Raw genomic sequence first — 20,624 nt, 5'->3', positions numbered from 1 at the left:
TTGCCACACACGGAAAGGCCGCCCTCGGGCGGCCTTTCTGTTTGGCGCGCATGACGACGCAGCAAACGTTGTTCAGGGGGGGGCGTTCCACACGCGGCCGATGGGGGAGGGCCCAGCGTGTCCAGACTACTGGTGCCCGGCAACGGGCTGCTCTCCGCGCGTTATGCCACTTTCGCCAGCCGCATGAACTCCACGGCGTCGACCGGCCGCCCGAGGTGATAGCCCTGCAGCTGGTCGCAGCCCATGTCGCTCAGGTACTGGCGTTGACCGGCCGTTTCCACGCCCTCGGCGACGATCTGCAGCTGCAGGGACCGGCCCAATGCAATGATCGAGGAAACGATCGCCGCGTCTTCGGCGTTGTCTTCCAGGTCGTGCACGAAGGCGCGGTCGATCTTCAGCTCGGTGGCCGGCATGCGCTTGAGATACAGCAGGCTGGAGTAGCCGGTGCCGAAGTCGTCGATGGAGATGTTCACGCCCATCGCGGTCAGCCCGTGCAGGATCAGCAGGCTGGCTTCCACATCGCGCATCGCGGTGGTCTCGGTGACCTCCAGGGTCAGCCGCTTCGGGTCCAGCCCGTGTTTGTCCAGCGTGCGGCGCACAGTCTCCAGCAGCGTGCTCGACCCGAACTGCAGCGGTGAGAGGTTCACCGCCATGGTCCAGTCCGGGTGGCCGGCGTCGTGCCAGTGGCGCAGCTGCGCGCAGGCCTGGTCCAGCACCCAGTCACCGATGGAGAGGATCAGGCCGCTGCGTTCGGCGATCGGAATGAACGCGTCCGGTGACAACAGGCCCAGCTCGGGATGTTGCCAGCGCACCAGCGCCTCGGCCCCGATCGGCGATGTCCCGCTGGCCTGGAACTTGGGCTGGTAATGCAGCACCAGCTCGCCGCGGCTGACCGCCTTGCGCAGTTCCTGCAGCAGTTTCAGCTGGCGGTTCGCGCTCACGTTGAGCGACTGGGTGAAGAAGGTATAGCCGTTCCGGCCCGAATCCTTGGTGTGGTACATCGCCGCATCGGCGTGGGCCATCAGGTCGCGTTCGGTAGTGGCGTCAGCCGGGTACAGCGCGATGCCCAGGCTGGCACTGACCTGCAGTTCCAAGGCATCGATCTCGAACGGCTCGGCCACGCTGGCGATGATCCGTTCGGCGACCACGGCCGCATCTTCCGGATCCTCCACCTGGAACACGATGACGAACTCATCGCCCCCCAGTCGCGCGAAGGTGTCCTGTGCACGCAGCAGCGCGGTGATCCGCTTGCTGACCTGGATCAGCAGTTGGTCACCAAGCTGGTGACCGTAGGCATCGTTGATCGCCTTGAAGCCGTCCAGGTCGCAGAACATCACCGCGAAGCTGAACTGCCGGCGCTGCGCCTTCTCGATCGCCTGCTCGATGCGGTCCTGCAGCAGCATCCGGTTGGGCAGCTGGGTCAGCGGATCATGCAGGGCGGCCTGCATCAGCTTCTCGTTGGCCTGGGCCAGCGAATCGGCGAGCAGGCCGGTGCGGGTGCGCATCTGGCGGTCGAACACCGATGCGATCAGTGCGATCCCCAGAGTCGCCAGCGTCGTGACGATCACCAGCACCGCCAGCCACTTGGTCTCGATGCCCTCGCCATACGCCGCGCCACACATCGCGCCCTCGGGGAAGTGGGCCGCGCCCATGCCGGTGTAGTGCATGCCGACGATCGCCAGGCCCATCACCAGGGAGGCCAGCCCGCGCAGCACGAACGGGCGGCGCTGTTCCAGGCGCAGGCGGAAGGCGATCCACAGCGCCGCACCGGCCGCGCCGATGGCGATCAGGACCGAGGCGGCAAACCACAGGGGGTCGTAGTCGATGCCCGGCTGCATCTCCAGCGCGGCCATGCCCAGGTAATGCATGGCCGCGATCCCCAGGCCCATCAGCACCGCGCCGGCGCACAACCTCGACCACGGCAGCTCCGCGCGTGAGACCAGCCACAGCGCATAGGCCGAAGCCCCGACCGAGACGGCCAGCGAGTACAGGGTAATGGCCAGGTCATAGCCGACCGGGATCGGCAGGTGGAAGGCGAGCATGCCGATGAAATGCATCGACCAGATGCCCAGCCCCATCGCACCGGCGCCACCGGCCAGCCACCAGCGTGCCACCCGGCCGCGGGTGGTGGCCAGGCGGCCGGCCATGTCCAGCGCGGTGTACGAGGCGAGGATGGCAACCAGCAGCGAGAACACGACAAGACTCTGGCTGTAGGTGCCGGTCATGGAAAAGCCTGGAAAAATGGAAAGGAGGGGCAGTGGCCCGCCGGAGTATCGGCCTCGGGGCCGGAAACTTGAGCCCACCCGCCCGGCGTCTCGGTTGCTGCGACGCGGCTCGGCTATCCTGCCTGACAATTGATGATGTGGAAGTGGACATGGCCAAGCGACTCACCGCTTACGTCTGCAGCGAATGCGGCGCCGAATTCAGCAAGTGGCAGGGCCAGTGCACCGAGTGCGGCGTCTGGAACACGCTGAGCGAGATCACGCTGGAAAGCGCCACGCCCACCAAGGCGTCGCCGGCGTCGCGGCGCTCCGGCTGGGCCGGCAAGGTCGATGCGCCGAAGATCATGGCGCTCAAGGACGTGCAGCAGACCGAACACCTGCGGGTGAGCACGGGCATCGGTGAGTTCGACCGCGTGCTCGGCGGTGGCCTGGTCGAAGGTGCGGTGGTGCTGGTCGGTGGCGATCCGGGCATCGGCAAGTCCACCCTGCTGTTGCAGGCTGTGGCGAAGATGGCCGCGTCGCTGCCGGTGCTGTACATCACCGGTGAGGAATCGCTGTCGCAGGTGGCAGGCCGTGCAGTGCGTCTGGACCTGCCGCTGGACAACGTCAACGCGTTGGCCGAAACCCAGGTGGAGGCGATCCTCCAGCATGCCAGCGTGGCCAAGCCGCGGCTGATCGTGGCCGACTCGGTACAGACGCTCTGGACCGAATCGCTCACCGCCGCGCCGGGCTCGGTCAGCCAGGTGCGCGAGAGCGCCGCACGGCTGGTGCGCTTCGCCAAGGAAACCGGCACCGCCGTGTTCCTGGTCGGTCACGTGACCAAGGAAGGCGGCATCGCCGGCCCGCGCGTGCTCGAGCACATGGTCGATGCGGTGCTGTACTTCGAAGGCGAGAGCGGCAGCCGATTCCGCCTGCTGCGCGCCTTCAAGAACCGCTTCGGCGCGGTCAACGAACTGGGCGTGTTCGCCATGGGCGAGAAGGGCCTGAAAGAGGTCTCCAATCCCTCGGCGATCTTCCTCTCCGGCGGCAGCACCCAGCAGCCGGGCAGCTGCGTGATGGTCACCCGCGAGGGCACGCGCCCATTGCTGGTGGAGGTGCAGGCACTGGTGGATGCCTCGCCGCTGTCCAACCCGCGCCGCGTCGCGGTGGGTCTGGAGCAGAACCGCCTGGCGATGCTGCTGGCGGTGCTGCACCGTCATGGCGGCGTGCTCGTGGGCGACCAGGACGTGTTCGTCAACGTGGTGGGCGGCATCCGCGTGCAGGAGACTGCGGCCGATCTGCCCGTGCTGCTGGCGGTGCTGTCCTCGTTGCAGGACCGGCCATTGGCAGAGAAGACGATCGCCTTCGGCGAGGTGGGCCTGTCCGGCGAGATCCGCCCGGTGCCCAACGGTGAGGATCGCCTGCGCGAGGCCGCCACGCATGGCTTCAAGCGCGCCATCGTACCCAAGGCGAACGCGCCGAAGACCGGCAGCGTGAAGGGGATGGAAGTGATCGCAGTGGAGCGGCTGTCCGAGGCGATCGACGCGCTGTAAGCGGGGCCGGGCAGACGCGGGGTGCCACGGGAAAGTGCGTCAGCGCTCACCCGGCCTGTGCTAGTTTTCCCGGCTCGACGAAGGCGCCCTCCGGCGCTTTCCGTGGCAAGGAGTAACCGATTACATGCAGGACCCGATGTTCAGCGCCCCCGCCGCCGAAATCCGCCGCGCCGGGGTCGATCTCAATGGACTGATGACGGTGCTGGGCAAGCACCTGTATTCCACGCCGATGGTGGCGCTGCGCGAGCTTGTGCAGAACGCGCACGATTCGATCATCCGTCGCCGTATCGAGCAGCCCGGCAGCCAGAGTGTGTCGCGCATCGACGTGCAGGTCGATGTCGCCGCCGGCGTGCTGCGCATCACCGATACCGGTGCCGGCCTGACCCGGCAGGAAATCCACGATTACCTGGCCACGGTCGGTGTCGGTTACACCCGGGGCCTGCGCCAGGACGGCGAGGACGATGAAGGCCTGATCGGCATGTTCGGCCTGGGTTTCCTGTCGGCCTTCGTATTGGCGCGCCGTGTCAGCGTGCGCACCACCTCCTACCAGACACCAGAGCTGGGCCACCTGTACGTGTCCAGCAACGCCGAGCAGTACACCGTCAGCGACGTGCCGGCGCGCGCGATCGGCACCGAGGTCGAGCTGGAACTGCATCCGGACTTCCTGCCGCTGGCCAACGAAGCGCGCCTGCACGAGGTGCTGGGCCGCTACTGCGCGCTGCTGTCCGAGCCGATCTTCATCGGTGCGGCGACCACCGCGATCAATCCCGAACCGCCGCCGTGGCGCGGGCAGGGTGACGTCGCCCTGCATCCGGTGCAGGCACGCCGCCAGGCGCAGCAGTTCGCGGCCCGTTTCGAACACGATTTCGAGCCCATCGTGACGATGCCGCTGCAGTCCGATGGCAGCAGCGACGCCGTCGGCATGCTCTGGGTGCAGGACGGTGCCACCTATGGCACCAGCGACAACCGCAACCTGTCGGTGTTCGTGCGCGGCATGCTGCTGGACGACGATGCACGCGACCTGCTGCCGCCGTGGGCCGGTTTCATCGGCGGGGTGATCGAATCGTCGAAGCTGACCCCGACCGCCAGCCGCGAGGACCTGCAGCGCGATGACCACTATCGCGCCGTGCAGCATGCCCTGCTGGAAGCGCTGATCGATGGCCTGGCCGATGTCGCGCGGCAGCAGCCGGAAGCCTGGCGCCGCGTGCTCAGCCGCCACAATGAAGCCCTGCTGGGCGCGGCGCTGTGCGATGAGCGCCTGTTCGAGCTGCTGCTGGAACACGTGCGCGTGCCGACCTCGCAGGGTGACCTGCCGGCCAGCGCGTTGCCGGCGCGCGGTGCGGTGCATGTGATCCTCGACAACGGTGGTGGCTTCGAGGAAATGCTGTTCCGCGCGATGGGCGTGCCGGTCGCGCATGGCCATCGCTACGCGGTGGTGCCGTTCCTGCGGCGCTGGGCCCAGGCCAAGGGCCTGCGCCTGGTCGAACTCGGTACCGAGCAGGGCAACCGCGCCCTGTTCCGCACCGACGACAGTCTTGACGATACGCAGTTGGCCTGGCTGCGCGAGCACCTGGGCGATGGCGAGCAGCTGCTGCCGGCGCGGTTCAGCCCCGAGGCACTCCCGGTGGTGGTGGTGCCCGACCGCGAAGCCGAACTGAAGCAGCGCCTGGAAGACGACGAGAACGACAAGCGCGTATCGATGGCCGCATTGCGACTGGCCCGCCAATTCACCGCGCGCATCGAGGCACGTGCGCCGTCGCGGCTGTACCTCAACCTGGACAATCCAGCGGTGCAGGCGTTGCTGCAGGCCCAACGCGAGGGCCACCCGCAGGCCGGGGCGGCCGCGCGCCTGCTGCGCTCACTGAAGATCATCGTGTCTGCGCAGGGCCGGCCGTTGCAGCGGAGCACCGCGACGCCAGGCCCCGATCTCAACGGTGCATTTACCGATATTGCCGGTGCCCTGCAGCAGATGCTGCGCTGAGTACCGCCCCCTCTCTCATCAAGCCTTCGCTAGACAGGAGCCTCAACCCCCATGGATATCTGGAACTGGGTCGAAAAACTGCAGGAAGACCTGCGCCAGGCAGGCCAGGCACAGAACGCCCACCTGCTGACCCGCCTTGCCGATGACGTCAGTGAACTGCAGGTCGACCGCGTCGATGCACTGCTGCCCGAAGCGCGCGCGCTGGGCAAGGCATTGGACAACCCCTGGGTCGACGTCTATGTCGGCCACTGGGCCCTGCGCAACCGCGTCGGCAACCGCATGGAAGGTGAAAGCGCGCTGGGCGAGTCGGTGGCGCTGTTCGAGCGCGCACACCGCGCCGATACCCTGGACTGCCCGCAGTCGATCTGCGTCACCCAGGATCTTGCCGCCTGCTACGGCAACATCGATGGTCCGGGCTGGGTGCCCGAACGCATCGAGGTCTGCGACGAGACGCTGGGCCGCATCGACCCGAGCTGGGCCTGCTTCCAGTGCCTGAGCTGCGAGAAGGCCGACGCGCTGCTGGACGACGGCCGCGGCCAGGACGCGCTGGAGTACCTGCAGGTGCAGGCGGCGGCGATCCAGGCGCGCGGCAAGGAAGTGTTCGACAGCTTCCCTGAAATGCAGATCAAGATCCTGCTGGCCAGCGGTCGTGCGCAGGAGGCGCTGGCGCTGATCGAGACGCGCGAAGCCGAAGTGGCCGCTGCGGGCGAATACGAGCCTGCCAACTGCACGGTGCCGCGCCGGCTGTCCAAGGCCTGGGCACTGGCCCAGCTGGGGCGCGATGAAGAGGCGCTGCAGCAGCTGGTGCCCTGGAGCGAGCTGACGCCGAATCACTGGCGGCTGTGGGCCAATACCGCTTCGACACTGTGCAGCCGTGATGGCGCACGCAATACATGGGATCTGGGGACGCGCTTCAACACGATCATCGAGCACTTCGCCGCTGTCGGCGCGCATCGCCTGGTGATCGAGATCGCCGCGTTGAGCCTGGAGCTGGCCCTGCAGCGCGGTGCACGCTGGGTGGCGCAGCGCCAGCTTGGACTGGCCCGCACCCATCTGGCGCAGCTGCGGCAGGATCGTGGCGCTGCCGCGCTGGTGAGTGGATTGGCGGCGCGGATCGAGGCGCTGCCGGAGATGGCACCCTTGCCGGTGCCGGCCGATGAACTGCTGGCGTGGCTGCAGGCTCAAGGCGAACAGCACCAGTCGCGCGATCCCGAGCGTGAAGCGCAGTGGCTGCTGCAGGCGCACGCCGAGCGGCCGGACGACGGCGCACTGGCCGAAGTTGCCGCCTCGGCGTTGCATGCCTGTGGCGCGAAGACCGAAGCGCAGGCGCTGCTGTGGGACTTCGTGCGCGGCCACGCGCAGGAAGATGGCGCAGCGGCCTACACGCTGATGCGTTGGCTGGCCGAGCAGGGCGATGATGACGGCCTGCGCAGGCTGGCGGCGACCTACCGCGACAGCGTGCCGGTGTTCGCGCACTGGTGCGAGGTGCAGCGTGCCCGGCGCGCGTCCGACTGGCCGGCGCTGGAACAGGCCGCGCAGGCGTTGCTCACGCTGTCGCCAGGCTCGAACGGCGCACGCGGGACGCTTGCCCGCATGTACATGGAGACCGGCCGCTTCAGCGACGCCCAGGCCTGCTATGCGCAGCTGGTGGAGACGCTGGATGAGCCCAACGCCGCGCACTGGGACCACATGAGTGCGGCCAGCGCGGCGCGCGACTGGGAGGCGGTGCGCCGCTCGGCGGCGGCGATCGGCATGGAACTGTCCAGTCAGCAGGGCGTGGTCGAAGAGTCCTGGGGCTGGGTGATCATCCGCAGCGAAGAGGGCGGCGAGCCGATGGAGTACTACGGCCGCCGCACCGGACCGGTGACCGCGCGCATCGTCGAGAACGCACCGGCCAACCGCGCGCAGCAGGTGGGGGACTGGGTGGTGTTTGACGCCGGCCTCGTACACCCCGCGCCGGAGGACGAAGCGGAGCGCGAGCACTTCATTCCGACCTATGCGCAGGTGCACGTGCTGGAGCGGGGCGGTTTCGCACGCAGCTGGCTGGTCGACGGCGCGCACCCGGGCGAGGAGGCGTGGAACGCTCTGGTAGCAGCGGCAGAGGCACAGGGCTGGAAGGTGTGGGCGCACAGCCGGCCGGACTACACGGTGACCGATCCGGATGCGGAAGGCGGGACGCTGCCGGGCCTGCTGTTCACTATCGCCCAGCCACAGGATCACGCGCCGCTGGCACTGCATCGCTTCCTGCAGCAGGTGACGGCGGAGTGGGCGCACCCGCACTGCTGGCTGCGCCTGGCCGAGGCCTGCGACCAGGACCGTCAGCCGCATCTGGACGCGATCGAACGGTACGGGTTGTGATCAACGGATAGCGGATTGGTGCCCGCCAGCGGCCTGCCGGCCAACAGTCGGCAGCTCCCCTTGCGAGGTTCGGGCAGGTGCCGACCGTTGGTCGGCACGCCTCTATCGCGTGCGGCCGAACACCAATTCGATCACGAACTGGCTGCCGAAGAACGCCAGCAGCAGCAGCGCCATCGCGGTCAGGGTCCAGTGCACCGCCTTCGCGCCGCGCCAGCCATAGCGGCGGCGGCCGATCAGCAGGGTGCCGAACACGATCCAGGACAGGATGCTGAGCACGGTCTTGTGGACCAGCTTCTGCGCCAGCAGGTCATCGACGAACAGCACGCCGGTCACCAGGGTGAGCGTCAACAGTGCAAAGCCGACCGCGATCACGCGGAACAGCAGGGCTTCCAGATCGGCCAGCGGGGGCAGGGCGCGCAGCCACGGCCGGAAATCGCGGCGGCGCAGGGCGCGCTCCTGCAGCCACAGCATGATCGCCAGCAGCGCGGCCACGCTGAGGGTGGCGTAGGCAAGCAGGGCCATCCACGCGTGGGTGGCCAGCTGCCAGCCCAGCGGCCTGCTCGGCTCGTGGCCGTAGGCGTGATAGATCCACAACACCGCGGCGGCCATCGGGAACACCAGCACGCCAAGTGCTGCCATGCGCCCGCGCGCGGCGACCAGCGAGGTCAGCCACGCCATGCCCAGGCCGACCAGCGACAGGGCCGCGAAAAAGTGCATGTCCGGGCCGCCGCTGGTGCGCATCGCCACCAGCACGTGATAGCCGCCGTGCAGCAGCATCGCCGGGAGCGCCGGCCACAGCCAGGCCGGGGAGGTCACCGCATCATCGCGGACGACCGCGCGCACCAGCAGGCCGGTGGCGGTCAGGTACAGCAGGGTCGCGATGAGAACGATTGTCATCGTGTCAGTTTCGCATACCCCCGGGGTGCTGGCGATGCCCGGCGGGCGGCAGCTTGCGGCCGGTCCGGGAGCCGGGGCGGAACCGTTATACTGGCGGTCTCATTGTCTTTTGTTCTGAACAGGTCGCTTCCATGTTCGAGTCCCTGACCCAGCGCCTCTCCGGCACCATCGAGCGGCTGCGCGGCCGCGGTCGCCTGACCGAGGAAAACATCCGCGAGGCCACCCGCGAAGTCCGCATCGCGCTGCTCGAGGCCGATGTCGCGCTGCCCGTGGTGCAGGCGCTGGTCGAGCGCATCAAGGTGCGCGCGGTCGGCCAGGAAGTGCTCAAGTCGCTGACCCCGGGCCAGGCGCTGATCAAGGTCGTGCGCGACGAGTTGACCGCGGTCATGGGCTCGGCCGCCTCGGACCTGAACCTCAACGTGCCGGCCCCGGCGATCATCCTGATGGCCGGCCTGCAGGGTGCGGGCAAGACCACCACCGTGGGCAAGCTGGCCAAGCACCTGAAGGAAAAGCGCAAGAAGAAGGTGATGGTGGTCTCGGCCGACGTCTACCGTCCGGCCGCGATCGAGCAGCTCAAGACCCTGGCCGACCAGGTGGGCGTGCTGTTCTTCCCGTCCACTGCCGACCAGAAGCCGGAAGCGATCGTCCGCGCCGCGATCGATGACGCGCGCAAGTCGTTCGTCGATGTACTGATCGTCGATACCGCCGGTCGCCTGGCCATCGACGAAGCGATGATGGCCGAGATCAAGGCGCTGCACGCCGCGGTCAACCCGGCCGAAACGCTGTTCGTGGTCGACGCCATGACCGGCCAGGATGCCGCCAACACCGCCAAGGCCTTCGGCGATGCGCTGCCGCTGACCGGCGTGGTGCTGACCAAGACCGACGGTGACGCCCGCGGTGGTGCCGCGCTGAGCGTGCGCTACATCACCGGCAAGCCGATCAAGTTCGTCGGTGTCAGCGAAAAGCCCGACGGCCTGGATGTGTTCCACCCGGACCGTATCGCCAGCCGCATCCTGGACATGGGCGACGTGCTGTCGCTGGTGGAGCAGGTCGAGCAGCAGGTCGACAAGGACAAGGCCCAGAAGCTGGCCGAGAAGGTCGCCAAGGGCAAGAAGTTCGATCTGAACGACATGCGTGACCAGCTCGAGCAGATGCAGAACATGGGCGGCATCGGCGGCCTGATGGACAAGCTGCCGGGCCTGGGCCAGATTCCCGAGCATCTCAAGCAGCAGGTCAGCCAGGGCAAGGAAGTGCCGCGCATGATCGCGATCATCAACTCGATGACCAAGAAAGAGCGCCGCAACCCGGGCCTGCTCAACGGCTCGCGCCGCGCCCGCATCGCGCGTGGTTCCGGCCTGACCCCGGCCGACGTCAACAAGCTCATGAAGCAGTTCCAGCAGATGGAAAAGATGATGAGCAAGATGGCCGGCGGCGGCATGAAGGGCATGATGCGCAGCATGAAGGGGATGATGGGCGCCATGGGCGGCCGCGGCGGCATGCCGTTCGGCTGAGTCCTGCGCGCATGCATTCCGGGTGGGGGCGGTGCGGCGTATGCTGGCACCGTCTCCTTCCCCAGGTGCGCCGCGCGTGAATGGTTCCCCGCTTCTCGAACGCGCCGACAGCTTCTGTCGGCGTTTTGCATTGCAGGCCCCGATCCTGCTCGCGCCGATGGCCGGCGCCTGCCCGGTGCCGCTGTCGGCCGCGCTGGCCAACGCCGGCAGCATGGGCGCGATGGGCGCGGTGCTGTCCCAGCCGCAGGACATTGTGGCGTGGATGACCGATTTCCGCGCGCAGTCCGCAGGGCCGGCGCAGGTCAATGTCTGGATTCCTGATCCGCTGCCGCGGCGCGATGCCGATGCGGAAGCCGCGACACGTCGCTTCCTGGCGCAGTGGGGGCCGGAGGTGCCGGCCAGTGCGGCCGATGCCGGGCCAGCCGATTTTGATGCGCAGTTCGATGCCCTGATCGAGGCGCGCCCGGCAGTGGCCTCGACCATCATGGGCGTGTTCTCCGCAGCGCAGGTGCAGCGCCTGAAAGACGTCGGCATCGCCTGGATCGCGTGCGCGACCACCCTGGCCGAAGCGCGCGCCGCACAGGCTGCCGGCGCCGACGCGGTGGTTGCGCAGGGGTTTGAAGCCGGCGGGCATCGGGGCGCGTTCGATCCCGATGCGGCCGAGCGCCAGCTGGTCGGGTTGTTCGCGCTGCTGCCGCGGCTGGCTGATCATCTGGACATCCCGGTCATCGCCGCCGGTGGCATTGCCGATGGTCGTGGCATCGCCGCGGCGCTGACGCTGGGCGCCAGTGCGGTGCAGGTGGGCACCGCGTTCCTGCGTACCCCCGAGTGTCATTTGAATCCGGCGTGGTCGCAGGCATTGGCCGAGGCCGAACCCGAAGATACCTGGCCGACCCGCGCCTTCAGTGGTCGCCTCGGCCGTGGCCTGGCGACCGCGTATGTACGTGCCGCCGCGTCTGCCGATGCGCCGCCGCCGCGCCCGTATCCGGTGCAGCGTGGCCTGACCGCACCGATGCGCGCGCAGGCGGGCCGCGACAGCAACCTCGATGCGATGCAGGCCTGGGCCGGGCAATCCGCGTGGATGGCACCGGCACGCCCCGCCGCCGAGGTGCTGCAGCAGATGTGGTCCGACGCCAAGGCGTTGCTGGGATGACGCCGTACTGCAATGGCCGGCCGGCCACGGTCGATGATCTTGCCGGGGCGCTGACCAACTACGGCCATTTCACCTCGTTGCAGGTGCGCGGTGGTGCGGTGCAGGGCCTGGACCTGCATCTGCAGCGCCTGCAGCAGGGCACGGCCGAGCTGTTCGGCAGCGCACTGGATCCGCTGCAGGTGCGGGCCTGGATGCACGGCGCGCTGCGGGTCGAGGACGTGGTCGATGCGTCGCTGCGGGTGACTGTGTTCTCGCGCCAGTTCGATTTCCGGCGGCCGCTGCAACCGGTGGCCGTCGATGTGCTGGTCGCCGTGGCGCCACCGGTCGATCTACCGGCGATATCGCGGCGGCTGCGGACGGTGCGCTATCAGCGCGAGCTGCCGCACGTGAAGCATGTCGGTACGTTCGCACTGTTCCAGCATCGTCGCGAGGCATTGCAGGCTGGCGTGGACGACGCGCTGTTCGTTGGCGACGACGGGCATATCAGCGAAGGCACCACCTGGAACATCGCCTTCGCCAGTGGTGGCACGCTGGTCTGGCCGCAGGCGCGCGCGCTGCGCGGCACCCACGAACGCCTGCTGCAGGCAGGGTGGGGCGGCGATCAGCAGGTGCGGCCGGTCGCGCTGGCGGACCTGGCCGGGTTCGACGCCGCCATCGCCTGCAATGCCGCCGGCATCTGGCCGATCGCGAGGGTCGATGACGTCGCACTGGGGAACTCGGAAGCCCTATGCGCCAACGCCCGGCGGGTGCTCGCCGGGACACCCTGGCAGCCCTTGTCGTCGTGAACGCGCCGATCAGTGAGCCCTGTTCAGCTTTCACGGCCTTCACAGGCTTGGAATGGCGGGAGGCCGCCGCTATAATCGCCGGCTTACCGCGCCATCCTGGCGACTGGGCAATTGAGGAAACAACACCATGGTCAAGATTCGACTGACCCGCGGCGGCGCCAAGAAGCGTCCGTTCTACCACATCATCGTGACCGACTCGCGCAGCGCCCGTGATGGCCGCAACATCGAGCGCGTCGGTTACTACAACCCGGTTGCCCAGGGTGCCGAGTCCCGCATCGTGCTGGACCTGCCGCTGGTCGACAAGTGGGTCGCCAACGGCGCCCAGATGACCGACAAGGTCCGCAACCTGTACAAGGAAGCGACCAAGGCCCAGGCCTCCGCGGCCTGATCCTGAAGGGCCGCGCCTGCCGCGGCCCATTCGGTCTATTCAGATGAAAGATACCGAGCGCCGGATCCTGCTGGGCAGGATTGTCGGCGCTTTTGGTGTGCGAGGCGAGATCAAGCTCGAGTCCTGGACCGAGCCGCGTACCGCCATTTTCCACTATCAGCCCTGGATCCTGCGGACCCCCGCCGGCCAGGAGAGCACGCTCACCGGTGCGCGCGGACGTCAGTCCGGCAAGCATCTGGTTGCCGTGTTTCCCGGCATCACCGACCGCGACGTGGTCGAGGCGATGTACGGGACCGAAGTCTATGTCGCGCGCAGCGCACTGCCGCCGCCGAAGCCCGATGAATATTACTGGGTGGATCTGGAGGGCCTGCAGGTGCGTACCGTCGATGGCGTCGAACTTGGGCGGGCATCCCACCTGTTCTCGACCGGCTCCAACGATGTGCTCGTGGTGCAGGGTGACCGTGAGCGGATGATTCCGTTCGTGCAGCCCGAATTCGTGGTCTCGGTGGATTTCGAGGCCAACCTGATCGTGGTCGACTGGGATCCGGAGTTCTAGGCCGGATGCGTATCGATGTCGTCACGTTGTTCCCCGAGTTCATGGCGCAGTCGGCCGCGCTGGGCGTGGTCGGCCGTGCCGCTGAGCGCGGTCTGCTGGACCTGCACGGCTGGAATCCGCGTGACTATGCCGAAGGCAACTACCGCCGGGTGGACGACCGTCCGTTCGGGGGTGGCCCGGGCATGGTCATGCTGATCGAGCCGCTGCGGGCCTGCCTGGCTGCGGCCAAGGCGGCGGACCCGGCGCCTGCGCCGGTGATCTACCTCAGCCCGCAGGGCAGGCCGCTGACCCAGGCCAAGGTCCGGGAACTGGCGGCACTGCCGCGCATGATCCTGCTCTGCGGCCGCTATGAAGGCATCGACGAGCGTTTCCTCGAGGCCGAGGTCACCGAGGAGATCTCGCTGGGCGATTACGTCCTGTCCGGCGGAGAGCTGGGCGCGGCGGTGATCGTCGATGCGGTCACCCGCCTGCAGGACGGGGCCCTCGGCGATGCCGAATCGGCCGCCCAGGACAGTTTCGAAGGCCCGCAGGGGCTGCTGGACTGCCCGCACTACAGTCATCCCGCGCAGCATGAATGGGGCACTGTCCCGGACGTGCTGCGCTCGGGCAACCATGCCGCCATTGCCCGTTGGCGACGGCAGCAGTCGCTGCTGCGTACCGCGCTGCGGCGGCCGGATCTGCTCGATGAAAGCCAGTTGCCCAAGGCCGACCGTCTCCTGCTGGAGCAGGCACGGCAGGCCCTTGCCAAGGATCCGACCCCCTAGCGCGGGGGCGGGATCTTGTTTACAATTCGGGATTGCCATCGGCCTTTTGGGCGCGGTGGCATGAATCCCTACAAAAAACGTGCAGCACAGTCCGGTGACTGCATGAGCCCACGTTGTCGAATGACACGACCACCCGAACACTATCGGTGCACCCATGAGCAAGCTGAACAAATCCATCCTCTCGGACTTCGAATCCGCCCAGATCACCCGCGAGCTGCCGAAGTTCAGCCAGGGTGACACCGTCGTCGTCAACGTGAAGGTGAAGGAAGGCAACCGTGAGCGCGTGCAGGCTTACGAAGGCGTCGTCATCGGCACCAAGAACGCCGGCCTGAACTCCGCGTTCACCGTCCGCAAGATCTCGCACGGCTACGGCGTCGAGCGCGTCTTCCAGACCCACAGCGCCATCATCGACTCGGTCGAAGTGAAGCGTCGTGGCAAGGTCCGCGCCGGCAAGCTGTACTACCTGCGTGGCCTGGAAGGCAAGGCTGCCCGCATCAAGGAAGATCTGGCTGCTGCTGCGCAGGCCAAGGCCGCGCGCCTGGCTGCCAAGGCTGCCCAGTAATTCCCGGCCGGCAACTTCGGTTGTCGCCTCAAACGGCCACCTTCGGGTGGCCGTTTGCGTTTGTGGCCTCGTGATGGAGAAGCACATGGACCCTTATCCCGCCGACGTACGTTTTGCCCTGCAGGCCATGGCCGACGCCAGGGTGCCCGCCGGCATGCGCGCACCGCCGATGCATCGGCTGCTGTGGCGCATGGGGCTGCGCGTGCCGCCCCCGCTGCTCGCCAGCTTCAGCAGCAACCTGTTCGTGATGGGCGGACTGTTCGGGGTGCTGTGGGGCGTGCTGTGGCGTCTGTTGATGGGGCTGGTGCTTGACCTTGGCTCGCTCACGCTGGGCATCACTGTGGGCAGTGCTGTCATGGCCGGGCTGTTGTTCGGCCTGCTGATGGCGCTGCTCATGCGCTACCAGCGCCGGCGCTACAGGCTGCCGGCCTGGAAGACCCTGCTGCAGGGTCGCGTGGCCTAATCCGGACGTGCGTTGCCCGCCGCGGCGGGCTGCAACGTGGTGGGATTCGGGTCCGCCACGGGCGACGGCGGCGACGCCGGGATCTCGGCCGGGGCTGCCAGCTCTTCATGATGGCTGGGCAGCATGCGGGCCTTGCGCCAGCCGCCCCAGCGGTAATACGCCAGCGACATCAGCATCGCGCAGAACGAGCTGACCGGGAAACTCCACCACACCGCGTCGGCGCCCCAGCGGTCCTGCAGCAGCTCGGCGAACGGCACGCGGATGCCCCACAGCGAGGCGGCCAGGATCAGCAGCGGCGGGATCACCGCGCCGGTGGAGCGCACCACGCCGGAGATCACGAAGTTCACGCCGAAGAACAGGAACGACCACACCGCGATGTGGTTGAGGTGGCGGGCCACTTCCAGCGCCTGGCTGCCCTCGGGCAGGAACAGCGCGAGCGTGTAACGATCAAGCAGGATCAGTGGCAGGATCAGCACGCCGGTCAGCAGGAAGTTGTAGAGCACACCGCTGCGGGCGGTGCCACGGACGCGGTCCCATCGCTGCGCGCCGACGTTCTGTGCCGCCATGGTCGAGCACGCCGCGCCGATCGCCATCGCCGGCATCTGCACATAGGTCCACAGCTGCAGCGAGGCGCCATACGCGGCCGCGGTATCGGTGCCGTAGCCGTTGACCATGGTCATCATCAGGATCATCGACAGCGAGATCAGCACCATCTGCAGGCCCATCGGCACGCCCTTGACCACCAGGGCGCGCAGGATCTCCCCATCGATCTTGAACAGCGCCATGTCCTTGCGCCCCAGCCAGAGCACATGGCGCTTGTTGCGCATGTACCAGAGCAGGCCGAGCAGCGAGAGGGTCTGCGCGATCAGCGTGGCCCAGGCCGCGCCGGCGATGCCCAGCTGCGGGAACGGGCCGATGCCGAAGATCAGCAGCGGGTTGAAGCCGATATCCAGCAGCACCGAGAGCAGCAGGAAGCGGAACGGCGTGCGTGAATCGCCCACGCCGCGCAGTGCCGAGCTCAGGAAGGCGAAGGCATACAGCGTGGGCATCGCCAGGAAGATGATGCGCAGGTAGGCCTCGGCCAGTGGCAGGGATTCGGCCGGTGTGCCCATCGCCGCCAGCAGCGGGTGTGAGAGCCACCAGCCGGCAATCGCGATCACCACCGACAGGCCGATGAAGAAGGTCGCGCTGGTGCCCATCACGCGCCGCGCCTGCGGCAGGTCGCGTGCGCCCATCGACTGGCCGATCAGGATCGAGGCGGCCATGCCGATGCCGAACACCGAGCCGATCAGGAAGAACATGATGTTGTTGGCGTTCGCGGTGGCGGTGAGCGCCGCTTCGCCGAGGAAGCGGCCGACCCAGATCGCGTTCACCGAGCCGTTCAGCGACTGGGCGATGTTGCCGGCCAGGATCGGCAGGGCGAACAGGAACAGATTGCGCCCGATCGGGCCGGTGGTCAGGTCAAGCGGCGCTTTGGCCATGTGCGCTGGAGATCATGCTCAGAGAGCGGCACACTAGCACCAAGCCCATCAAGGGGATATCGCGATGCGCACTTCCGCGTCTCAACGCACGTCAGCCGCTCCCCCGGCAGTGCCGGCCGCTGGCCGGCTGCCGATCCTCCTGGATGACCGGTTCATCCGCACCACGCTGGCCCTCTTGATTGCCGCCTCGCTGGCCGCATGTTCGAGTACGGACGACCGCCTGCGCGACGCACAGGTAAGGCCCATGGACCGACCGGAATGCCAAGTCGGCAGTCAGCGCCGTGATCTGGATGCCGGAGTGCCGGCGCTGATCGGTGGCACGGGGTGCCGCGGCAATCCGGACGCGACGCAACCGCTAAATCGACAACCGGCCAACGCCGTGGAGCTGGGTAGAACGCATGACTGAAGCAACACCGGTAGCCGCCGTGCGGCTGGACGTGTGGCTGTGGGCCGCACGGTTTTTCCGGACCCGCAGCCTGGCCAAACAGGCGGTGGAAACCGGCAAGGTGGACGTGGCCGGGCAGCGTCCGAAATCCTCGCGCGCGGTGCGCGTGGGCGAAGCCCTGCAGATCAGCCGGGGCGATGAAGTGTTCGAGATCGAGGTGCGTGGCCTGAGCGATATGCGCGGCCCGGCACCGGTGGCGCAGCAGTTGTATCTCGAAAGTGAAGCGTCGCTGGCTCGCCGCGCGGAGGTGCGCCTGCAGCGTGCGGCGGCGAAGAACGGTTACCTGCCGCCGGAGCACAAGCCGGACAAGCGTGCGCGTCGATTGATCCGTGCGCTGGGCGATCTGGACGCGCTGTAAGGGGCACCCTGCAGAAATGAAAAGACCGGGCCAGTGGGCCCGGTCTTCGTGTGTGCCTGCGACGGCGGATCAGCGCAGGTCGTAGCGGTCCAGCTCCATCACCCGCGCCCAGGCAGCGACGAAGTCGCGGACGAACTTCTTCTCGCCGTCCGCGCTGGCATAGACCTCGGCCAGTGCACGCAACACCGAGTTCGAGCCGAACACCAGGTCCACGCGGCTGCCGCTCCAGCGCGGCGCGCCGGTGCTGCGGTCGCGGCCGCTGTAGCCATCGCCGTTGGCCACCCACTGCGTGCGCATGTCGAGCAGGTTGACGAAGAAGTCGTTGCTCAACGTGCCGACGCGATCGGTGAACACGCCGTCCTGGCTGCCGCCGACGTTGGTGCCGATCACGCGCAGGCCACCGACCAGTGCGGTCATTTCCGGGGCGGTCAGCGTGAGCAGCTGTGCGCGGTCGATCAGCAGCGCCTCGGCAGGCACGGCGTAACGGCCCTTGACGTAGTTACGGAACCCATCGGCGTACGGTTCCAGCACCGCGAACGAGTCCACATCGGTCTGCGCCTGGCTGGCATCGGTGCGGCCCGGGTTGAACGGCACGCTGACCTCATGGCCACCGGCCTTGGCCGCCTGCTCGACGCCGACATTGCCGGCCAGCACGATCAGGTCGGCCAGCGACACCTGTGCACCGCCATCGCCCTTGAAGCCGCTCTGGATCTTCTCCAGCGCGGCCAGCACCTTGCCCAGCTGCTGCGGCTGGTTGACCGCCCAGTCCTTCTGCGGGGCCAGGCGCACGCGCGCACCATTGGCGCCACCGCGTTTGTCCGAACCGCGGAAGGTGGACGCCGACGCCCACGCGGTGGAGACCAGCTCACCTACGCTCAGCCTGGCCGCAGCAATCTGCTGTTTCAGCGAGGCGATGTCCTGCGCGCTGATCGTGGCCTGGGGGGCCGCCGGCACCGGGTCCTGCCAGACGAATTCTTCGGCCGGAATCTCCGGCCCCAGGTAGCGTGTGCGCGGGCCCATGTCGCGATGGGTCAACTTGAACCACGCACGGGCGAAGGCATCGGCAAAGGCCTGCGGGTCGGCCAGGAAGCGACGCGAGATCTTTTCGTACGCCGGGTCCACCCGCAGCGACAGGTCGGTGGTGAGCATGGTCGGGCGATGCTTCTTCGACGGATCGTGCGCGTCGGGAATGATCGCCTCGCTGTCCTTGGCCACCCACTGATGCGCACCGGCCGGGCTCTTGGTCAGCTCCCACTCGTGGCCGAACAGGATCTCGAAGAAGTCATGGCTCCACTGCGCCGGTGTGCGCGTCCAGGTCACTTCCAGGCCACTGGTGATGGTGTCGCCGCCCTTGCCGGTGCCGAATCGGTTGGCCCAGCCCAGGCCCTGGCTTTCCAGCCCGGCCGCTTCCGGTTCGACGTCGACATTGTCGGCCGGGCCGGCGCCGTGGGTCTTGCCGAAGCTGTGGCCACCGGCGATCAGGGCGACGGTTTCCTCGTCGTCCATGGCCATGCGGCCGAAGGTATCGCGGATGTCGAATGCTGCCTTGAGCGGATCGGGGTTGCCGTCCGGGCCTTCCGGATTGACGTAGATCAGGCCCATCTGCACGGCGGCGAGCGGGTTCTCGAGATCGCGTGAGTGGATGTCGCCGTCCGCGTCGTCATCGGAGACCAGCACACCGTGGTCTTCCTGCACGCCTTCGGAGCCGTGCGCATACCGCACGTCGCCGCCCAGCCAGGTGGTTTCACGGCCCCAGTACACGTCCTGGTCCGGTTCCCAGGTATCGGGGCGGCCGCCGGCGAAGCCCAACGTCTTGAAGCCCATCGATTCCAGTGCGACGTTGCCGGTCAGCACCAGCAGGTCGGCCCAGGAGATTGCCTGGCCATACTTCTGCTTGATCGGCCACAGCAGGCGGCGGGCCTTGTCCAGGCTGACATTGTCCGGCCAGCTGTTGAGCGGTGCGAAGCGCTGCTGGCCGCGGCCGGCGCCACCCCGGCCATCGCCGATGCGGTAGGTGCCGGCGCTGTGCCAGGCCATGCGCACGAACAGGCCGCCGTAATGGCCGAAGTCGGCCGGCCACCAGTCCTGCGAGTCGGTCATCAAGGCCTTGAGGTCGGCCTTGAGCGCGGCGTAATCCAGGCCCTTGAAGGCCTCGGCGTAATCGAAGGTGTCATCCAGCGGATGCGAGCGGCTCGAGTGCTGGTTGAGCAGATCCACCCGCAGCTGCTTGGGCCACCAGTCCCGGTTGGTGGTGGCATCGCCGACGAGGGCGTGGTTGAACGGACACTTGGCTTCGCTTTTCATGGGTATCTACCTGTGGACTGGCGAACGTGAAGACCACCGGCGCGGGGGAGGCGATGGCGACGTCGGGTAACGTGGCACCTGCACGTGCGGCGCGTGGGGCGGCGCGATGTGAAGGCATACGTCCACGTTAGGCACTGCCGTTCATTCAGTAAATTCGAATGAATCAACCGATGTGATAGGCGCAGGCTATTTCGCGTCTCGCCCTCAGCGCTTGCCGAACAGCCCGCCACCGAGCTTGAGCAGATCGCCGACGCCCAGCTGGCCGTCGCCGTCCTGGTCCAGCACGGAGGTCAGCAGGCCACCGCTGTTGGCGCTCTGCGCTTCCTGGCCGAGGGCCTGGCTGAGCTGACCTGGGCTGGCGTTGCCGCCGCTGGCGAAGCGCTGGGCCAGATAGGACATGACGATGGGGGCGAGGATGGCGAGCAGCTGGCTGGTCTTGCTGCTGTCCAGCCCGGTGGCCTGGCTCAGACCCTGGGTGGCGCGGTCGGTATTGCCACCGAAGACGTGGCCAAGGATGCCGGCGCCGTTGGTCGCATTGCCGCCGCCACCGCCGAGCACGCTGCCTAGCAGCCCGCCCAGATCGAAGCCGCCGCCGCTGGCCGGCGCGTGGTCGCGCTGCAGGGCGCCGAGCAGGGCCTGCGCGCCCTGGGGTTCCTGGGCATTGCGGCCCATCGCGCCCAGCAAGAGGGGCAGCGCCGCCCCGATGGCGCCACTGGCCTGGTTCTGATCGATGCCCAACTGCTGGGATACCTGCTGCAGGCCTTGGCCCTGCTGCAGTTGCTGGAACAGGGACGCGGCAAGCGATTCGGTATTCACGGCGGACTCCAGGGCAGGGATGGGTACCGCCCGAGCATAGCGCCGCGT

At 67.8% G+C, this 20,624-nt stretch carries 18 protein-coding genes; 13 read left to right on the top strand and 5 right to left on the bottom strand.

Annotation, left to right across the window (positions count from 1 at the left end):
• Positions 1-161: 161 nt before the first annotated feature.
• Positions 162-2,225 carry a bifunctional diguanylate cyclase/phosphodiesterase gene (locus POS15_RS11955; RefSeq protein WP_284128211.1) on the bottom strand — a complete coding sequence of 688 codons (2,064 nt, stop codon included), beginning with the start codon at positions 2,223-2,225 and terminating at the stop codon, positions 162-164.
• Between the two features lie 149 nt (positions 2,226-2,374).
• On the opposite strand from POS15_RS11955, the gene radA reads away from it, so the two are divergent.
• The 3 genes from radA to POS15_RS11940 all read left to right on the top strand — a co-directional run bounded on the left by radA (position 2,375) and on the right by POS15_RS11940 (position 8,093).
• Entirely contained in the window at positions 2,375-3,754 is a 1,380-nt protein-coding gene (gene radA, locus POS15_RS11950) for a DNA repair protein RadA (RefSeq protein WP_026069989.1), read from the top strand.
• Between the two features lie 124 nt (positions 3,755-3,878).
• Positions 3,879-5,735 carry an ATP-binding protein gene (locus POS15_RS11945; RefSeq protein ID WP_284128210.1) on the top strand — a complete coding sequence of 619 codons (1,857 nt, stop codon included), beginning with the start codon at positions 3,879-3,881 and terminating at the stop codon, positions 5,733-5,735.
• A gap of 51 nt (positions 5,736-5,786) precedes the next feature.
• The gene (locus tag POS15_RS11940) at positions 5,787-8,093 is read left to right on the top strand and encodes a tetratricopeptide repeat protein (RefSeq protein ID WP_284128209.1); all 2,307 of its coding nucleotides are present in this window, start codon (positions 5,787-5,789) and stop codon (positions 8,091-8,093) included.
• A 102-nt stretch (positions 8,094-8,195) separates the two neighbouring features.
• On the opposite strand, the gene ccsA is transcribed toward POS15_RS11940, so the two are convergent.
• Positions 8,196-8,990 (bottom strand): cytochrome c biogenesis protein CcsA, encoded by a 795-nt coding sequence (gene ccsA, locus POS15_RS11935; RefSeq protein ID WP_019184492.1) that lies wholly within the window; start codon positions 8,988-8,990, stop codon positions 8,196-8,198.
• 131 nt (positions 8,991-9,121) lie between these two features.
• Here ccsA and ffh point away from each other — a divergent pair, with 131 nt between their 5' ends.
• The 8 genes from ffh (at position 9,122) to POS15_RS11895 (ending at position 15,172) form a co-directional block, all read left to right on the top strand.
• Positions 9,122-10,501, top strand: a complete 1,380-nt coding sequence (ffh, locus tag POS15_RS11930) for a signal recognition particle protein (protein ID WP_284128208.1) — start codon at positions 9,122-9,124, stop codon at positions 10,499-10,501.
• A 76-nt stretch (positions 10,502-10,577) separates the two neighbouring features.
• Complete coding sequence (locus tag POS15_RS11925; RefSeq protein WP_019184490.1) at positions 10,578-11,654, top strand: nitronate monooxygenase; 1,077 nt, start codon at positions 10,578-10,580, stop codon at positions 11,652-11,654.
• The gene (locus tag POS15_RS11920; protein ID WP_046272177.1) at positions 11,651-12,439 is read left to right on the top strand and encodes an aminotransferase class IV family protein; all 789 of its coding nucleotides are present in this window, start codon (positions 11,651-11,653) and stop codon (positions 12,437-12,439) included. Before POS15_RS11925 ends, POS15_RS11920 begins: the two co-directional genes overlap by 4 nt.
• A gap of 127 nt (positions 12,440-12,566) precedes the next feature.
• Positions 12,567-12,827, top strand: a complete 261-nt coding sequence (gene rpsP / locus POS15_RS11915; protein ID WP_017356068.1) for a 30S ribosomal protein S16 — start codon at positions 12,567-12,569, stop codon at positions 12,825-12,827.
• Between the two features lie 43 nt (positions 12,828-12,870).
• On the top strand, positions 12,871-13,383 hold the full coding sequence (rimM, locus tag POS15_RS11910) for a ribosome maturation factor RimM (RefSeq protein WP_019184488.1): 513 nt from the start codon (positions 12,871-12,873) through the stop codon (positions 13,381-13,383).
• A gap of 5 nt (positions 13,384-13,388) precedes the next feature.
• The gene (trmD, locus tag POS15_RS11905; protein WP_019184487.1) at positions 13,389-14,147 is read left to right on the top strand and encodes a tRNA (guanosine(37)-N1)-methyltransferase TrmD; all 759 of its coding nucleotides are present in this window, start codon (positions 13,389-13,391) and stop codon (positions 14,145-14,147) included.
• 154 nt (positions 14,148-14,301) lie between these two features.
• Positions 14,302-14,709: a 50S ribosomal protein L19 gene (gene rplS, locus POS15_RS11900; protein WP_019184486.1), complete on the top strand. Its 408-nt coding sequence runs from the start codon at positions 14,302-14,304 to the stop codon at positions 14,707-14,709.
• Between the two features lie 85 nt (positions 14,710-14,794).
• Complete coding sequence (locus POS15_RS11895; RefSeq protein WP_284128207.1) at positions 14,795-15,172, top strand: DUF6404 family protein; 378 nt, start codon at positions 14,795-14,797, stop codon at positions 15,170-15,172.
• On the opposite strand, the gene POS15_RS11890 is transcribed toward POS15_RS11895, so the two are convergent.
• Positions 15,169-16,653, bottom strand: coding sequence for an MATE family efflux transporter (locus tag POS15_RS11890; protein ID WP_266084885.1), 1,485 nt, complete (start codon positions 16,651-16,653; stop codon positions 15,169-15,171). The genes POS15_RS11895 and POS15_RS11890 overlap by 4 nt on opposite strands.
• 64 nt (positions 16,654-16,717) lie before the next feature.
• Between POS15_RS11890 and POS15_RS11885 the strand changes: the two genes are divergently transcribed.
• On the top strand, positions 16,718-17,059 hold the full coding sequence (locus POS15_RS11885; protein ID WP_237740321.1) for a hypothetical protein: 342 nt from the start codon (positions 16,718-16,720) through the stop codon (positions 17,057-17,059).
• Positions 17,052-17,456, top strand: a complete 405-nt coding sequence (locus tag POS15_RS11880) for a S4 domain-containing protein (RefSeq protein WP_019184482.1) — start codon at positions 17,052-17,054, stop codon at positions 17,454-17,456. The genes POS15_RS11885 and POS15_RS11880 overlap by 8 nt, the downstream gene beginning before the upstream one ends.
• Positions 17,457-17,525: 69 nt before the next feature.
• On the opposite strand, the gene katG is transcribed toward POS15_RS11880, so the two are convergent.
• Together katG and POS15_RS11870 are read right to left on the bottom strand one after the other, a co-directional pair.
• Entirely contained in the window at positions 17,526-19,760 is a 2,235-nt protein-coding gene (gene katG, locus POS15_RS11875) for a catalase/peroxidase HPI (RefSeq protein WP_284128206.1), read from the bottom strand.
• A 204-nt stretch (positions 19,761-19,964) separates the two neighbouring features.
• Positions 19,965-20,576: a DUF937 domain-containing protein gene (locus POS15_RS11870; RefSeq protein ID WP_019184480.1), complete on the bottom strand. Its 612-nt coding sequence runs from the start codon at positions 20,574-20,576 to the stop codon at positions 19,965-19,967.
• Between the last annotated feature and the right edge of the window lie 48 nt (positions 20,577-20,624).

This window comes from Stenotrophomonas sp. BIO128-Bstrain, assembly GCF_030128875.1.
GTDB lineage: Bacteria > Pseudomonadota > Gammaproteobacteria > Xanthomonadales > Xanthomonadaceae > Stenotrophomonas > Stenotrophomonas bentonitica_A.
This window is presented reverse-complemented; position numbering and strand designations above follow the sequence as displayed.